We start from the raw sequence: 15,636 nt of genomic DNA on the forward strand, positions 1-15,636 counted from the left end.
AGCACAGCAGGAATGACCAGATAATCGGTCATGGGCCGAATATGGGACAAGGAAATTTGCAATCCTTTACAATCCGATTAAATACGTCAGCAGATTGCCCCTGACCTTCCGTGTTGACACAGCATAAAAATCTCGATATTGGTAAAAGCGTTATCGACTGGAAGGAATAACAACGTCATGCGTATCGCCACCCCGCTACTACTAATCTCCCTAATCGCGTTAACTCGCGCGGGATCCTTGTAGCCGGGCTAAGGCATAGCCGGAATTTACAAAAACCCGTGCACCCTGCACGGGTTTTTTTATGCCGCCGCAGGATGCACGTTACCGAACTTAGGAAGAGGGAAGTCACATGTCAGATCGGGTCATCATATTCGACACCACCTTGCGTGATGGTGAGCAGGCCCTGGCGGCCAGTTTGACAGTCAAGGAGAAGCTGCAGATTGCCCAGGCGCTGGAGCGGCTCGGTGTCGACGTCATGGAGGTGGGCTTCCCGGTCTCTTCTCCCGGCGATTTTCAATCGGTGCAGACCATCGCCCGCCACATCAAAAACAGCCGGGTCTGCGCCCTCGCCCGCGCCCTGCCCAAGGATATCGATGCCGCAGGCGAAGCCTTGCGGGTCGCCGAGGCGTTTCGCATCCACACCTTTATCTCCACCTCCTCCATCCATGTGGAGAGCAAGCTGAAAAAGAGCTTCGAGGATGTGCTGGAGATGGGGGTCGGTGCCATCAAGCACGCCCTGCGCTACACCGATGATGTGGAGTTCTCCTGCGAGGATGCCGGCCGCACCCCGATAGACAACCTGTGCCGCATGGTGGAGGCCGCCATCAAGGCCGGCGCACGCACCATCAATATCCCGGACACCGTGGGCTACACGGTACCGACCGAGTTCTCCGGCATCATCCACACCCTGTTCAACCGGGTCCCCAACATCGACAAGGCGATCATCTCGGTCCACTGCCACGATGATCTGGGGCTCTCGGTGGCCAACTCCATCGGCGCGGTGCAGATGGGGGCCCGCCAGATCGAGTGCACCATCAACGGCATCGGTGAACGGGCGGGCAACTGCTCGCTGGAAGAGGTGGCGATGATCCTCAAAACCCGCGCCGATCTGCTCGGGGTGCAAACCAATATCCGCCACAACGAAATTCATCGCACCAGCACGCTGGTCAGCCAGCTGTGCAATATGCCGGTGCAGCCCAACAAGGCGATCGTCGGGGCCAACGCTTTCTCCCACAGCTCCGGCATCCATCAGGATGGGGTGCTCAAGGCGAAAAATACCTACGAAATCATCACTCCCGAGAGCATTGGCCTGACCCAGAACAACCTCAACATGACCTCCCGCTCCGGCCGTCACGTTATCAAGCACCGGATGGAGTCCATGGGGTATGCCGAGAGCAGCTACGACCTCGACCACCTCTACGGCAAGTTCCTGACCCTGGCCGACAAGAAGGGGCAGGTGTTCGACTACGACCTCGAAGCGCTGGCCTTCTTCAGCCAGATCCACGAAGAGCCGGAGCACTTCAAGCTGGAGTACCTCGGGGTCCAGAGCGGCAGTTCGGTACTGGCCACCGCCTCGGTCAAATTGAAGGTGGGTCAGGATCTGATTTGCGAAGCGGCCACCGGCAATGGCCCGGTGGATGCGGTCTACCAGTGCATCAACCGCATCACCGGCTATGAGATCCGCATCGACAAATATGCCCTCAAGAGCAAGGGCGAAGGGGAAGATGCCCTCGGTCAGGTCGATATCGTCGCCGAGTACAAGGGACGCAAATTCCACGGCATGGGACTGGCCACCGACATCATCGAATCCTCGGCCCATGCCCTTCTCCATGTGATCAACAGCATCTGGCGCGCCGATCAGGTGGCCGAGCAGATGGAGCGCAATAACAGCATCAAATCAGAAACCGTCTGAACAGAGCTCGGAACCAAACAGATGGAATGGAATGACAGCATCAAATCGGAAACCGTCTGAGCAGGACTCGCAGCCACACAGACGGCATGGAATGACAACATCAGGACGGGGAACGTCTGAACCGGGAACCGCGCGCAGCGTCGGGAAAAACGGGCAGAGGGATCTCAAAGACAATATCAGGATGGAGAGTGTATGAGCAGTTATCGGATCGCAGTATTGCCGGGTGACGGCATTGGCCCGGAAGTGATGGCCGAGGCCGTCAAGGTGCTAGAGAAGGTGCAGGCCAGGTTCGGCCTCGCCTTCGAGTATGATCGCCATGACGTGGGCGGTATCGCCATCGACAACCACGGTACCCCGCTGCCGCAAAGCACCATCAAAGGTTGTGAAGCGGCCGATGCCGTGCTGTTTGGCTCGGTGGGCGGCCCGAAATGGGAACATCTGCCCCCCAACGATCAGCCGGAACGTGGCGCCCTGCTGCCCCTGCGCGCCCACTTCAAGCTGTTCTGCAACCTGCGTCCGGCCCGCATCTACACCGGTCTGGAGCAGTTCTCCCCGCTGCGCGCCGATATCTCCGATCGCGGTTTTGACATCGCCTGCGTGCGCGAGCTGACCGGTGGCATCTACTTCGGCCAGCCCAAGGGGCGTGAGGGAGAAGGGGCGAACGAGAAGGCATTCGACACCGAGGTGTACCATCGCTTCGAGATTGAGCGCATCGCCAAGATTGCCTTTGAGTCGGCTCGCGTGCGCCGTGGCAAGGTCACCTCCATCGACAAGGCTAACGTGCTCGCCTCTTCCATTCTGTGGCGCGAGGTGGTGACGCAAGTCGCCAAGTCCTATCCGGACGTAACCCTCAACCATATGTACATCGATAACGCCACCATGCAGCTCATCAAGGATCCGTCCCAGTTCGATGTGCTGCTCTGCTCCAACCTGTTTGGTGACATCCTCTCCGACGAGTGCGCCATGATCACCGGCTCCATGGGACTGCTCCCCTCAGCCAGCCTCAACGAATCGGGTTTCGGCCTGTTCGAACCGGCCGGTGGTTCGGCCCCGGATATCGCCGGCAAGGGTATTGCGAATCCCATTGCCCAGATCCTCTCCGCCGCCCTGATGCTGCGCTACAGCCTGGGCCAGGAAGCCGCAGCTCAAGCCATCGAGCAGGCCGTGGCCCAGACCCTGGCCGAGGGTTACTTCACCGCCGACCTGCATCAGGCCAGCGCCCGCCATCCGGTGCAGAGCACGTCCGAGATGGGTAGCCAGATCGCCGCCCGGATCTGAGCCGCATAACAGAGAACAAGGAAGAGAGAAGCAATGGCCAAGACCCTCTATCAGAAAGTATTCGACGCCCACGTGGTACGGGAAGTGGAAGGGGAGACCCCCCTCATCTACATCGACCGCCATCTGGTGCATGAAGTGACCAGCCCGCAGGCATTCGACGGCCTGCGCGCCATGAACCGCCAGCTGCGCCGCCCGGATCTGACCTGGGCCACCATGGATCACAACGTCTCCACCACCACCAAGGACATCGCCGCCTCCGGCGAGATGGCCCGCATCCAGATGGAGACGCTGGCGGACAACTGCAAGGAGTTCGGGGTTCGCCTCTACGATCTCAACCACAAATATCAGGGGATCGTCCATGTGATGGGCCCCGAGCTCGGCATTACCCTGCCCGGCACCACCATCGTCTGCGGTGACTCTCACACCGCCACCCACGGCGCCTTCGGTTCGCTGGCGTTCGGTATCGGCACCTCCGAAGTGGAGCATGTGATGGCGACCCAGACCCTGAAACAGGGCCGAGCCAAGACCATGCGCATTTCGGTCAACGGCAAGCTGGCCGAGGGCATCAGTGCCAAGGACGTTGTGCTGGCCATTATCGGCAAGGTCGGCCACGCCGGTGGTACTGGCTACGTGGTGGAGTTCGCTGGCGAAGCCATCGAAGGGCTCACCATGGAAGGGCGGATGACGGTGTGCAATATGGCCATCGAACTGGGCGCCAAGGCGGGAATGATCGCCCCCGACCAGACCACCATCGACTACATCCGTGGCAAGGAGTTTGCCCCCAAGGGCGAGGCACTGGAGCAGGCCATCGCCTACTGGCAGAGCCTCAAGAGCGATGAAGGTGCCCGTTTCGATGCCGAGGTGGTGCTGGACGCTGCCGACATCGCCCCCCAGGTCACCTGGGGTACCAACCCGGGTCAGGTAATTGCCGTCAATGAGCCGATTCCGGCACCGGAATCTTTCAGCGATCTGATGGAGCAGCAGTCCGCCCGCAAGGCGCTCGCCTACATGGACTTGCAACCGGGCCAGAAGCTCTCCGACGTTGCCATCGACAAGGTGTTTATCGGGTCGTGCACCAACAGCCGCATCGAGGATCTGCGCGCTGCAGCAGCCATCGCCCGCGGTCGCAAGGTGGCCGCTGGCGTACAGGCGCTGGTGGTGCCGGGCTCCGAGCAGGTGAAGGCACAGGCCGAAGCCGAGGGTCTGGACAAGATCTTCATCGAGGCCGGTTTTGAGTGGCGCCTGCCCGGCTGCTCCATGTGTCTGGCGATGAACAACGACCGGCTGCAACCGGGGGAGCGCTGCGCCTCCACCAGCAACCGCAACTTCGAAGGGCGTCAGGGCCGCGCCGGCCGCACCCATCTGGTCAGCCCGGCCATGGCCGCCGCCGCCGCCGTCACCGGCCGCTTCGTCGACATTCGTGCACTGTAAGAGGAACCAATGATGACAGGATTCAAACAGCATAAAGGGATCGTCGTCCCCCTCGACAGCGCCAACGTCGACACCGACGCCATCATTCCGAAGCAGTTTTTGCAGAAGGTAAACCGCATCGGTTTTGGCAAGCACCTGTTCCATGACTGGCGCTTTCTGGACGATGCAGGCCAGCAGCCCAACCCCGATTTCGTGCTCAACCAACCGCAATTCGCCGGAGCCAGCATTCTGCTGGCCCGCGAGAACTTCGGCTGCGGGTCGAGCCGCGAGCACGCCCCCTGGGCGCTGGCCGACTACGGCTTCAAGACCATCATAGCCCCGAGCTTTGCCGACATTTTCTACGGCAACGCCATCAACAATGGCATGGTGCCGGTGCGTCTGAAGGAGGAGGAGGTCGACACCCTGTTCCAGCTGGTGGCCGCCAAGCCGGGCATCGAGATCGAGGTGGATCTGGAGGCCAATCAGGTACGTGCAGGTAGCCTCTGCTTCGGTTTCGAGATCGATGAATTCCGCCGTTACTGTCTGCTCAACGGCTTGGATGCCATCGGCCTGACCCTGCAGCACGAGGCCGCCATCAGCGCCTTTGAGGCGAAGCAGCCGAGCTGGATTTAACGCGCCAGTTGCAAAAAAACAAGTAGAATCAACAGGGAGCTTCGGCTCCCTGTTTTACTGTCCGCTACGCTTCCCAATTTGGGCCACCGGAACTGGCCCGTGCCACAGGAAAGGATGATGAAGAGACCGACGGCTATCCCTCTGCTCTGTGCCCTGCTGCTTGCCCTGCCTGCGGGGGCCAGCCAAACCAGCTTCAACAACAGCCTCGGCCAGATCAGCGTCGGCTGGCAGGATAGCGAAGGCAAACCCCAACAGCTCACCTATCGGCTCGAACAGGGCAAGTTGCCGCCCCTTATCGCCTATCGCCCGGCCAGAATGCAGGAGGAGGTGTTGCAGGTGTTGCTGCGGGAGGTGCGCCAGAACTACCCCGAGGTGCAGTTCACCCTCGCCCGTCCCTCGCTGGAGCTGCATCTGAAAAGCCGCAATCAGGACAAGGCGCGCGAGGCGATGGCCTTTCTGCAGTCCAGGCGGAGCAAAGAGGAGCAGGCGTGGCTGACCAAACACTACTTCCAGTACTTCAACACCCCGGACGGACAGCTGGCGGTGAAGCAGGATCATGTGCGCATCGCGCTGGAGAGTCGCAGCGGGCTGGCTCCACTGGCGGATCAACTCAAGCAGCAGGGCAGCACCGAAACGGAAGCGCGCCAGAAAACCGTGGCCCATATGCTCACCTTTATCCAGAGCATCCCCTATCAGCAGCTCGACAGCCTGAATGGAAGGCAGGGCAAGGGCTTTCTCCCGCCCCGTCAGGTGCTGGAGCAGAACCGGGGGGACTGCGACAGCAAGGTAACCCTGATGGCCGCCATGCTGGCTCAGCTCTTTCCGGAGCTGAAACAGGCCATGGTGTTCGTCCCCGGCCATGCCCTGCTGGCCGTTGACCTGCCCGCCAAGCCGGGGGATGTGACCCTCAACTGGCAGGGGCAGAACTACCTGCTGCTCGAACCTACCGGTCCCGCCACCTTGCCTGCTGGCCAAATCGCATCGACCAGCAAAACGCTGGTCGATAGCAAGCAGTTGAGTGTGCAGCCGGTTCAGGAGAAAGGCTAATCCCCTCCCTCTGCCGATGGGGAGAGAGGATTAACCCTGAGGCAGAAACTCTACCGCCAGCAGCAACCCGCTCTCCTCCTCCAGCACCCGGATAATACGGGCATGGGCTTCAAAGGGAGGCAACAGGTTATTGTTGGTGGCAAGACTGATCCGGATGGGCTGATTGATGTCGAGCTGGTGTTCAGAGACCGCAATCCCCATGCCGTTGGCACTGAGATCCCGGCAGATCCCCTCCAGCACCAGCTGCTGCTGATAGACGGTGACCGGAGCATTGATGACCATGCGCGCAAAGGCACGCCTTTCCTTGGTATTGGTAAGCACGCGAACATCCTCTGTTGGGTGGGCGTCATCTCATGGGTATTGCACAATTGTGCTGGTCTACCCAAAAGAACGTTAATACAATGCGGTTCGTTTCTCAAACGGGGTGCGGTTTACCGCTGAGATTATACCCGTGTACCTGATCCAGATAATGCTGGCGGAGGAATTTGAGGCATGGCGCTCATTTTTTGCGCCCTCACCCGCTGGCACCTCGTTATTAACAAGTAATAGGGAGTGCCACCCATGAAGACCCTGCTGCTGGTCACCACCGGCCTGCTGTCGACCAATGTGTTCGCCGCCGACACCCTCACCGTCTATACCTACAGCTCTTTCACTGCCGAGTGGGGTCCGGGGCCCAAGATCAAACAGGCCTTCGAGAAAGCGTGCGACTGCACCCTCAATCTGGTTCCCCTCGAAGATGGGGTCGCCATCCTCAACCGGCTGCGGCTGGAGGGCAACCACAGCAAGGCCGATCTGGTGCTGGGGCTTGACGATGCCCTCATCAGCGAAGCCAAACAGAGCGGCCTGTTCGCCCCCCATCCCGCCAAGCTGGATGGCATCAAGGTACCGGGTGGCTGGCAGGATGACACCTTCGTCCCCTACGACTACGGCTACTTCGCCTTCGTCTATGACAAAGACAAACTCAAGCAGCCGCCCAAGAGCCTGAAAGAGCTGGTGGAGCGTCCCGACCTCAAGGTGATCTATCAGGATCCCCGCACCTCCACCCCGGGGCAGGGGCTGATGCTGTGGATGAAGTCTGTCTACGGCGACAAGGCGCCTGCCGCCTGGGCAGAGCTTGCCAAAAAGACGGTCACCGTCACCAAGGGGTGGTCAGAGGCCTATGGCATGTTCCTCGATGGCGAAGCGGACATGGTGCTCTCCTACACCACCTCTCCGGCCTATCACCTGATTGCCGAGAACAAGCCCCAGTATCAGGCTGCCGCCTTCGAGGAGGGTCACTACCGTCAGGTAGAAGTGGCTGCCAAGCTGAAGAGCGCCAAACAGGAGAAGCTGGCTGACCAGTTCCTGCAATTTATGGTGAGCCCCGCCTTCCAGAACGAGATCCCGACCGGCAACTGGATGTATCCCGTTATCGACACGCCGCTGCCCAAGGGCTTCGAGCAGATGGTCACCGTAGCCAAGCCGCTCGCCTTCAGCAGCGATGATGTGGCCGCCAATCGCAAAGGGTGGATCCGCGAGTGGCTGCAAGCCGTCACCCAGTGAGCCGTTATCTGAAACCACAGGCTCGTCCCCTCTGGTGGCTGCCGGGCAGTGCAGCCACCCTGTTGATCCTGCTGTTATCCCTCGGGCCGCTCGCGGCCCTGCTGTGGCAGGCCGGTTCGCTGGCCCCCCGCACCCTGCTCGCAGATCCTTATCTGCGCCATGTGCTGGGCTTCAGTCTGGGGCAGGCACTGCTCTCCACCCTGCTCAGTCTCGGGCTGGCCATTCCGGTGGCCCGCGCCCTGGCGAGGCGCCGTTTCATTGGCCGAACCCTGCTGATCAAGCTATTTGGTCTCTCGCTGGTGCTGCCGGTCATCATCGCCATCTTCGGCATAGTAGCGGTACACGGCAAACAGGGGTGGCTACCGCAACTGTTGCGCTCATTGGGGCTGGATCCCGGCAATTATCTCTACGGCCTGTTCGGTATCCTGCTGGCCCACGTCTTCTTCAACATGCCGCTGGCGGCCCGCCTGATGTTGCAGAGCATAGAGAGCATCCCCGAATCGAGCTGGCGCCTCGCCAGCCAGCTCGGCATGCGCTCATCCCACATCTTCCGGCTGCTGGAGTGGCCGCTTATTCGCGGCATATTGCCGGGGCTGGCCAGCCTCATCTTTATGCTCTGCTTCACCAGTTTCACCACGGTGCTGGCACTGGGGGGCGGGCCCAAATCCACCACCCTGGAGGTAGCCGTCTATCAGGCGCTGCGCTTTGACTTCGATCTCGCCACCGCGGGCGGACTGGCGCTGGTGCAACTCATCCTGACCGCCGCCCTGCTCGCCCTGCAGCACAAGCTGCAGAGCCCCCCGGCCAGCAGGGTGACACCCCGTCGCCCCTGCCTGCGGCCGGACCGTCATCAGCCGGGCACGGCCGTGGTGGATCTGCTCTCGCTCGGTATCGGGCTCGCCATCTTTCTGCCACCGCTGCTGGCCATCGTGGTGGCAGGCCTTCAACCCGACCTGCTGACAGCGCTCACCTCCACCAAACTGTGGCAGGCGAGCGGTCAATCGCTGCTGATTGCGTTGGCAGCCGGTGCATTGGCCACCTTGCTCGGCGGTGCACTGCTGCTGACCAGCCGCCATCTACGGATACGGGCTCGCAAGCGGCGGGCTGCCGCCCTGTGGGAGGCCAGCGGCTCGGTGATCCTGATGATCCCGGCAGTGGTGCTCTCTACCGGTCTCTTTATCCTGTTTATGCCGTTCGCCGATGTGTTCGCCCTCGGCCCCTGGCTGGTGGTGCTGGTCAACGCCCTGATGGCGCTACCCTACGTGCTGCGCACCCTCTCCGCCCCCATGCAGCTGGTGGTGCGCCAATACGACCGGCTGGCGGATAGCCTGGGGGTACGCGGCCTGCATCGCCTGCGACTGGTGGAGTGGCCGCTGCTGCGCCGCCCGCTAGCACTAGCGATGGCACTGTCGATGATCCTCTCGCTGGGGGATCTCGGCGCCATCGCCATGTTTGGCAGTCAGGAGCTCACCACCCTGCCCTGGCTGCTCTATCAGCAGCTTGGCAGCTATCGATTGACCGAGGCAGCCGCCACCGCTCTACTGTTGCTCACACTCTGTTTCTCCCTGTTCTGGCTGGTGGAACGGGGACTTGGAGGAAAAAATGGCGAGCAACATTGAGATACTAAACGCCTTGCGCCCCTGTGACAGCATTTCTGCGGCTGTTCCGGCTGGTGGAACGGACCCTTTGAGGAGGAAAACATGTTGAACATTGATACGCTGGTAACCAGCTACCCCGACTGGCGAGTCAGCTTCAGCGCGACCCTGCCCAAGGGGGAGATCACCGCGCTGATAGGCCCAAGCGGCGCGGGCAAGTCGACCCTGCTCGGGATGATCGCCGGCTTCGTGCCGGTGGAATCAGGCCGCCTCAGTTTCGATGGTGAAGACCTGCTGCCACTGGGCCCCGCCGAGCGACCGGTCACCACCCTGTTTCAGGATCACAACCTGTTCCTCCACCTGTCGGTGTTCGACAATATCGCCATCGGCTTGCACCCGGGCCTGCGCCTGAGTGCAGCCCAGCGTGCACAGGTAAACGAGGCGGCCGGGCGGGTTGGTCTTGGCGAGATGCTAAGCCGCCTGCCTGAACAGCTCTCCGGCGGCCAACAGCAGCGGGTCGGGCTGGCCCGCGCGCTGGTGCGAGGCAAGCCGCTGCTGCTGCTGGATGAACCCTTCTCGGCCCTCGATCCCGCCCTGCGCCGGGAGATGCTGGCCGAAGTGGCACGCCTCGCCTGCGAGCAGGGCATTACCGTACTGATGGTCTCCCACAATCCGGAAGATGCCCAGCTAATTGCCGATCAGGTGCTGTTTGTCGACGAGGGGCGCATCGCCCTGCAAGGCAAGCCGGATATTCTGCAAAATAGCGACCACCCGGGGCTGCTGCGCTACCTTGGCCAATAGCCCTTAGGAGTAAAGACTGCGCCATGATCAAAAAAGGAGGCCGATTGGCCTCCCTTTGTATCTGGAAATATTCATTTAAATTAGAGGTTTTCCTCGGCGAACGAAGCCAGTCGGCTGCGCACCACGCCATTGAGGAAGATGTTGGCACTGCCGTCAAAATCCTTGAAACGCTCGACGATGTAGGTGAGACCCGAGGTCACAGGGCTCAGATAGTTGGAGTCGATCTGGGCCAGGTTACCGGAGCAGACGATCTTGGTACCCTCGCCGCAGCGGGTGATGATGGTCTTGATCTGGGACGCGGTCAGGTTCTGGCACTCATCCAGCAGCACGAAGGTGTTCTGGATGCTGCGCCCGCGCATGAAGTTGACCGATTTGAACTGGATATTGGCCTTCTCCATGATGTAGCTGAGCGAGCCGCTCATGTTCTCGTCTTGCTTGTGCAGCACCTCCAGGGTGTCGGTCACTGCCGCCAGCCAAGGCATCATCTTCTCCTCCTCGGTGCCGGGCAGGAAGCCGATGCTCTCGGCAATTTCCGGGGTATTCCGGGTGACGATCACCTTCTCGTAAATGCCCTTCTCAATCACCAGTTCCAGCGCCGCCGCCATCGCCAGAAGGGTCTTGCCGCAACCGGCCGGGCCCGTCAGGATCACCAGATCGATGTGCGGATCGAGCAGTGCATCCAGCGCCATCCCCTGATAGACATTCTTGGGATGGACACCCCACGCCTTGCGGGACATCAGCCGCTCGCGGCCCAGATCCTTGATGCGGATCTTGCTGCCATCGTGGCTGAGCACCCGGGCGGCGAAGAAATTCTCCTCATCCACCAGATACTGGTTTACGTGAACCCCTTCCAGCAGATTGGCATCGATCACATGGATGGTGTCGCGGCCATGGGTCTCGCTCTCGCACTCGCCAACCCGCTCCCAAAAGCTGCCGGGCACCACCTGAAAGCCTTTGGCCAGCAGGCGGATATCATCGATCAGCTGGTCACTACGGTAATCTTCAACGTGAGCAAGCCCGGCCCCCTTGGCCTTGAGGCGCATGTTGATGTCTTTGGTGACCAGCACCACCTGACGCTTCAACTCGTGCTTTTGCAGATAGAGGGCCGCGTTGATGATGCGGTTGTCGGCCTCCTTGTCGGTAAAGACCTCGGCATCCTGCGGCAGATGGTGATCGCTGAAGATGCAGATATTGCCGCTCGCTTCGCCAGCCAGCGGCACGCCCTGGGTGATCTGATCCGGGGTTGCATCGCGGAACACATCTTCCAGCGCACGAATGGCCACCCGCGCGTCGCGGCTGACATCCTTGTTGCGATCCTTGATGTTATCGAGCTCTTCCAGCACCGTCATGGGGATGAGCACGTCGTGCTCTTTGAAGGAGTAGATAGCGAGGGGTTCGTGAAGCAAAACGTTGGTATCCAGGATAAACAGCTTTCGGTCCGTATTGTCCATAAGCATCCTCCTTGGCACTGAAGGGCCACGTGTGTGAATCTCAGATGTCATTGAAACCACACGGCCGTGACAGTTTTATTACCCTCAACGCTACGCCCGATTTTACTATCGCGCAACAAATCACTTGGCCGCCTGATTTGATTGCGCATAAAAACAGCAATACAAAGACCGGCACTGTGGCCGGTCTTTTTTCTATCGTTCAACTACTTGGGCATGTCTGTCAGCCGCACTTGGAGTCGCCACAGTTGAGGCAGGTCATGCAACCATCCTTCAGCACCAGCGCCTTGGTGTGGCACTTGTAGCAGAGCGCGGCATTGGCCGGAAAACCACTGCTCGCCTGCTGCTCTTCAGCCTCCTGAGCGGCTTTCAACTCGGCCTGCTTCTCGGCCAGAAATGCCTGCTGATGCTCGTCCAACCCCGGCGCCTTGAGCATGCCTATCTCGGTGAGATGGCTCTCGATCACGTTGCCAATTTCGGCGATCAGCGACGGCACATACTTGCCCTTGTTCCAGTAGCCGCCCTTGGGATCGAATACGGAACGCAGCTCCTCGACCAGGAAGGTGACATCCCCCCCCTTGCGGAACACCGCGGAAATAATGCGAGTCAGCGCCACGATCCACTGGTAGTGCTCCAGACTCTTGGAGTTGATGAAAATCTCGAACGGACGGCGAGTTTCGTGAACCGTGCCCTCGTTGAGAATAATGTCGTTGATGGTGATGAACAGAGAGTGCTCGGAGACATGCTCCGGCGTCTTCAGCTTGTAGGTGGTACCCATCAGCCGCTCCGGGCGCAGCACGGTTTCGTGCATATGCACCACGTCATCCTGCGCAGAGAGATCTTCTTGCGGCTCATCCTTGGTACGCACCTTGTAGGCGACGATTTTCTTGTCGATCTTCTTGACCATAATGTCGTTCTCAGAATTTACCGTAATAGCCTTCTTTCAAGGCGTCGTAGAGGTTGGCGGCCGTATGCAGCTCGCCATCGTATTCGATCTCTTCGTTCCCCTTGACGGAGATGACGGAGCCATCCTCCAGAGTGAACTCATAGAGGGTGTTCTCCAGATCCTTCTCCTTCACCAGCACGCCCTGGAAGGCCTCCGGATTGAAGCGGAAGGTGGTGCAGCCCTTGAGACCGGAGTCCGAGGCATACATGTAGATGTCCTTGAACTGCTCGAACGGGAAATCGGTCGGCACGTTGGCGGTCTTGGAGATGGAGGAGTCAATCCAGCGCTGGGCTGCCGCCTGTATGTCCACGTGCTGGGCCGGGCTGATGTCATCAGCCGTAATGAAGTACTCAGGTAGGCTGCTCGCCTCATCATCGCTGTACGGCATGGCGGCCGGATTCACCAGCTCGCGGTAGGCCAGCAGCTCGAAGGAGTAGACATCCACGCTCTCCTTGCTCTTCTTGCCAGGCTTGATGACGTTGCGGCTGTAGTGGTGAGCAAAGCTCGGCTCGATGCCGTTGCTGGCGTTGTTGGCCAGTGACAGCGAGATGGTGCCGGTCGGCGCGATACTACTGTGATGGGTGAAACGCCCACCCACTTCGGCCAGCTCGGCGACCAGCGCAGGATCCACTTCGGCAACCTGCTGCATGTAGCGGCTGTAGCGCGCATGCAGCACCTTGCCCTTCACCTTGTCGCCCACCTTGATGCCATCAGCCGCCATTTCCGGGCGCAGACGCAGCATCTTGCCGGTCACTTCGAACTCCTGCTCCATGATGGGGGCTGGGCCCTTCTCCTTGGCAAGACGCAGGGACTCCTGCCAGCCGGTCATCGCCAGCTCCTGGGATACCTGCTCGGTAAAGGCCACGGATGCCGCAGAGCCGTACTTGATCTGCAGCATGGTGAGGGTCGAACCAAGCCCCAGGAAGCCCATGCCGTGACGGCGCTTGGCAGTGATCTCCTCGCGCTGTTTGGCCAGCGGCAGCTGGTTGATCTCCACCACGTTGTCGAGCATGCGAGTAAAGATGGCCACCACCTTGCGAAACGCCTGCCAATCGAATGTCGCGTTTTCAGTAAAAGGGTCGCGCACAAACTTGGTCAGATTGACCGAGCCCAGCAGACAAGCACCGTAGGGCGGCAACGGCTGCTCACCACAGGGGTTGGTCGCGCGGATCTCTTCACAGAACCAGTTGTTGTTCATCTGGTTGACCTTGTCGATCAGGATGAAGCCGGGCTCTGCATAGTCATAGGTGGAGGTCATGATGACATTCCACAGCTTGCGGGCTGGCATGGTCTTGTAGACCTTGCAGGCGACCTGCCCCAACTCGTTGAATACAACGCCTTCCTTGTTGGGCCAGTCGGCCCATAGCACCAGAGCGGGATCGTCCAGCGCAATGCCATCCTGCTCCACCTCTTTGGCGGTATAGGGGAAGATAAGCGACCATGGGGCATCCTCTTTCACCGCCTTGACGAAATCTTCGGTGATGAGCAGAGAGAGGTTGAACTGACGCAGGCGGCCATCTTCACGCTTGGCCTGAATAAACTCGATCACATCGGGATGGCGGATATCCATGGTGCCCATCTGGGCGCCGCGACGGCCACCGGCTGACGAGACGGTGAAACACATCTTGTCATAGATATCCATAAAGGAGAGCGGGCCGGAAGTGTAGGCACCGGCACCGGAGACAAAGGCACCGCGCGGGCGCAGGGTCGAGAAGTCATATCCGATGCCGCAACCGGCTTTCAGGGTCAAACCGGCCTCGTGCACCTTGCCAAGGATATCGTCCATCGAATCTTCGATGGTACCGGAAACAGTACAGTTGATGGTTGAAGTGGCAGGCTTGTGCTCAAACGCCCCGGCGTTGGAGGTGATGCGGCCCGCCGGAATGGCCCCATTGCGCAGCGCCCACAGGAACGGCTCATACCAGGCCTCCGGTTCCAGCTCCTGCTCTGCCAACGCACGGGCTACCCGCTGGTAGGTCTGGTCGATAGAGCTGTCGATGGGAGTGCCATCCTTGCTCTTGAGGCGATACTTGCTATCCCAGATCTCGAGGGACGTTTCCTGCATGGGGATAAGGCGGGAGCCAAGCTCACTCTCCAGCACCGGGTTCGATTTAGCCATTTTCAATCAACCTTATGTGAATGCATCAATATCATGACAACAGCAGAAAACACAACTAATGGTGCCATCTAAAATTAATGGCACAACATATAGTACACCTGATGCCATGAGGGCGCCGATTCTAACCTAAAAAAATGCCCCGGCCAGCAGATTTCTGGGCCAGGGCACTTAACTGATTAATTTGCTGAGAGATTTAACACTCAGAGATAGATCAGGGCTTCTTGACGTAAACGGTCGGTGTTTCACCCGCCATATTCAGATAGAACTCGTAGACGCCATCAGCATCTGGTGAGAACTTCATGTCCTCATACTTGGAGCATGGGTTGACCGGCACCGCCTCACCACCCAACACGGCAACACCATCACTCGGGCTCTTATAGCCAAAGTTGGTACCGCAGCTCCAGCCTGAATCAGCAAACTTGAACTTGTAGGGGGCCCACTCTTTCTTGAGGGTGCCTTTGGCCATATAGAGCTTGTCGGCCACCTTGACTACCTTGCTTTCATCAGTGGCCATCCAGTCGTTCATCTCCCCGCGCAGGTAGATGGACTTGCCACCGAAATCGCTGTTGTCTGCCCCCGCCTGCTCTGCACCACCATTGGATGCGCAACCGCCTAATACCAGGGTTCCCGCCGCCAGCATCATCGTTACTGTTCTTTTGAACATGGGTCTATTCCTTAAATTATTGTGATTCCTTGGTCCATCCATGTGGACTGAAGAATTAAACCAGAGTAGGTATCACAAGAAAGGTAGAGGCATCACATTCTGTACTTTTTGTATCCAACACATTGAACTGGTGAGCAAATATCGAACAGAAAAAGAGGTCTTTTTGGGGCTTTAGAAGGGTAATCAATGAATGACAAGAAGGGGAAAATCTAATAATCCGGTGACGTGCTGAATTGCAGGC

General features: G+C 59.5%; 13 protein-coding genes and 1 riboswitch. Of the genes, 8 read left to right on the forward strand and 5 right to left on the reverse strand.

Annotated elements, in window-relative coordinates:
* Positions 1–349: 349 nt before the first annotated feature.
* The 5 genes from leuA to AACT07_RS03645 all read left to right on the forward strand — a co-directional run bounded on the left by leuA (position 350) and on the right by AACT07_RS03645 (position 6,280).
* Positions 350–1,912: a 2-isopropylmalate synthase gene (leuA, locus tag AACT07_RS03625; RefSeq protein WP_005341192.1), complete on the forward strand. Its 1,563-nt coding sequence runs from the start codon at positions 350–352 to the stop codon at positions 1,910–1,912.
* 192 nt (positions 1,913–2,104) lie between these two features.
* On the forward strand, positions 2,105–3,190 hold the full coding sequence (gene leuB, locus AACT07_RS03630) for a 3-isopropylmalate dehydrogenase (RefSeq protein ID WP_069526616.1): 1,086 nt from the start codon (positions 2,105–2,107) through the stop codon (positions 3,188–3,190).
* Positions 3,191–3,223: 33 nt separating this feature from the next.
* Positions 3,224–4,621 carry a 3-isopropylmalate dehydratase large subunit gene (gene leuC, locus AACT07_RS03635; protein ID WP_069526617.1) on the forward strand — a complete coding sequence of 466 codons (1,398 nt, stop codon included), beginning with the start codon at positions 3,224–3,226 and terminating at the stop codon, positions 4,619–4,621.
* Between the two features lie 12 nt (positions 4,622–4,633).
* Positions 4,634–5,233, forward strand: a complete 600-nt coding sequence (gene leuD / locus AACT07_RS03640) for a 3-isopropylmalate dehydratase small subunit (RefSeq protein ID WP_069526618.1) — start codon at positions 4,634–4,636, stop codon at positions 5,231–5,233.
* A 117-nt stretch (positions 5,234–5,350) separates the two neighbouring features.
* Positions 5,351–6,280 (forward strand): hypothetical protein, encoded by a 930-nt coding sequence (locus tag AACT07_RS03645; RefSeq protein WP_069526619.1) that lies wholly within the window; start codon positions 5,351–5,353, stop codon positions 6,278–6,280.
* Between the two features lie 30 nt (positions 6,281–6,310).
* Here the strand turns inward: AACT07_RS03645 and AACT07_RS03650 are convergent, their stop codons facing one another.
* Positions 6,311–6,601 (reverse strand): PilZ domain-containing protein, encoded by a 291-nt coding sequence (locus tag AACT07_RS03650; protein ID WP_005339160.1) that lies wholly within the window; start codon positions 6,599–6,601, stop codon positions 6,311–6,313.
* Positions 6,602–6,690: 89 nt separating this feature from the next.
* Positions 6,691–6,781, forward strand: a riboswitch (TPP riboswitch).
* Between the two features lie 60 nt (positions 6,782–6,841).
* On the opposite strand from AACT07_RS03650, the gene thiB reads away from it, so the two are divergent.
* From thiB to thiQ, 3 genes are all read left to right on the forward strand, one after another.
* The gene (thiB, locus tag AACT07_RS03655; RefSeq protein ID WP_069526620.1) at positions 6,842–7,822 is read left to right on the forward strand and encodes a thiamine ABC transporter substrate binding subunit; all 981 of its coding nucleotides are present in this window, start codon (positions 6,842–6,844) and stop codon (positions 7,820–7,822) included.
* Positions 7,819–9,441 (forward strand): thiamine/thiamine pyrophosphate ABC transporter permease, encoded by a 1,623-nt coding sequence (gene thiP / locus AACT07_RS03660; protein ID WP_069526621.1) that lies wholly within the window; start codon positions 7,819–7,821, stop codon positions 9,439–9,441. The genes thiB and thiP overlap by 4 nt, the downstream gene beginning before the upstream one ends.
* A gap of 81 nt (positions 9,442–9,522) precedes the next feature.
* Positions 9,523–10,218 carry a thiamine ABC transporter ATP-binding protein gene (thiQ, locus tag AACT07_RS03665; protein WP_069526622.1) on the forward strand — a complete coding sequence of 232 codons (696 nt, stop codon included), beginning with the start codon at positions 9,523–9,525 and terminating at the stop codon, positions 10,216–10,218.
* 80 nt (positions 10,219–10,298) lie between these two features.
* Here thiQ and AACT07_RS03670 read toward each other — a convergent pair whose 3' ends face one another.
* From AACT07_RS03670 to AACT07_RS03685, 4 genes are all read right to left on the reverse strand, one after another.
* Positions 10,299–11,669, reverse strand: a complete 1,371-nt coding sequence (locus AACT07_RS03670; protein ID WP_005339173.1) for a PhoH family protein — start codon at positions 11,667–11,669, stop codon at positions 10,299–10,301.
* A 220-nt stretch (positions 11,670–11,889) separates the two neighbouring features.
* Positions 11,890–12,573, reverse strand: coding sequence for a TSCPD domain-containing protein (locus tag AACT07_RS03675; RefSeq protein ID WP_021231985.1), 684 nt, complete (start codon positions 12,571–12,573; stop codon positions 11,890–11,892).
* A gap of 10 nt (positions 12,574–12,583) precedes the next feature.
* The gene (locus AACT07_RS03680) at positions 12,584–14,731 is read right to left on the reverse strand and encodes an adenosylcobalamin-dependent ribonucleoside-diphosphate reductase (protein WP_069526623.1); all 2,148 of its coding nucleotides are present in this window, start codon (positions 14,729–14,731) and stop codon (positions 12,584–12,586) included.
* A gap of 211 nt (positions 14,732–14,942) precedes the next feature.
* Positions 14,943–15,395 carry a pullulanase gene (locus AACT07_RS03685; RefSeq protein ID WP_005349109.1) on the reverse strand — a complete coding sequence of 151 codons (453 nt, stop codon included), beginning with the start codon at positions 15,393–15,395 and terminating at the stop codon, positions 14,943–14,945.
* Positions 15,396–15,636 lie beyond the last annotated feature (241 nt).

Origin of the sequence: Aeromonas sp. ANP5 (assembly GCF_963870295.1) — a bacterium.
Lineage (GTDB): Bacteria > Pseudomonadota > Gammaproteobacteria > Enterobacterales > Aeromonadaceae > Aeromonas > Aeromonas veronii.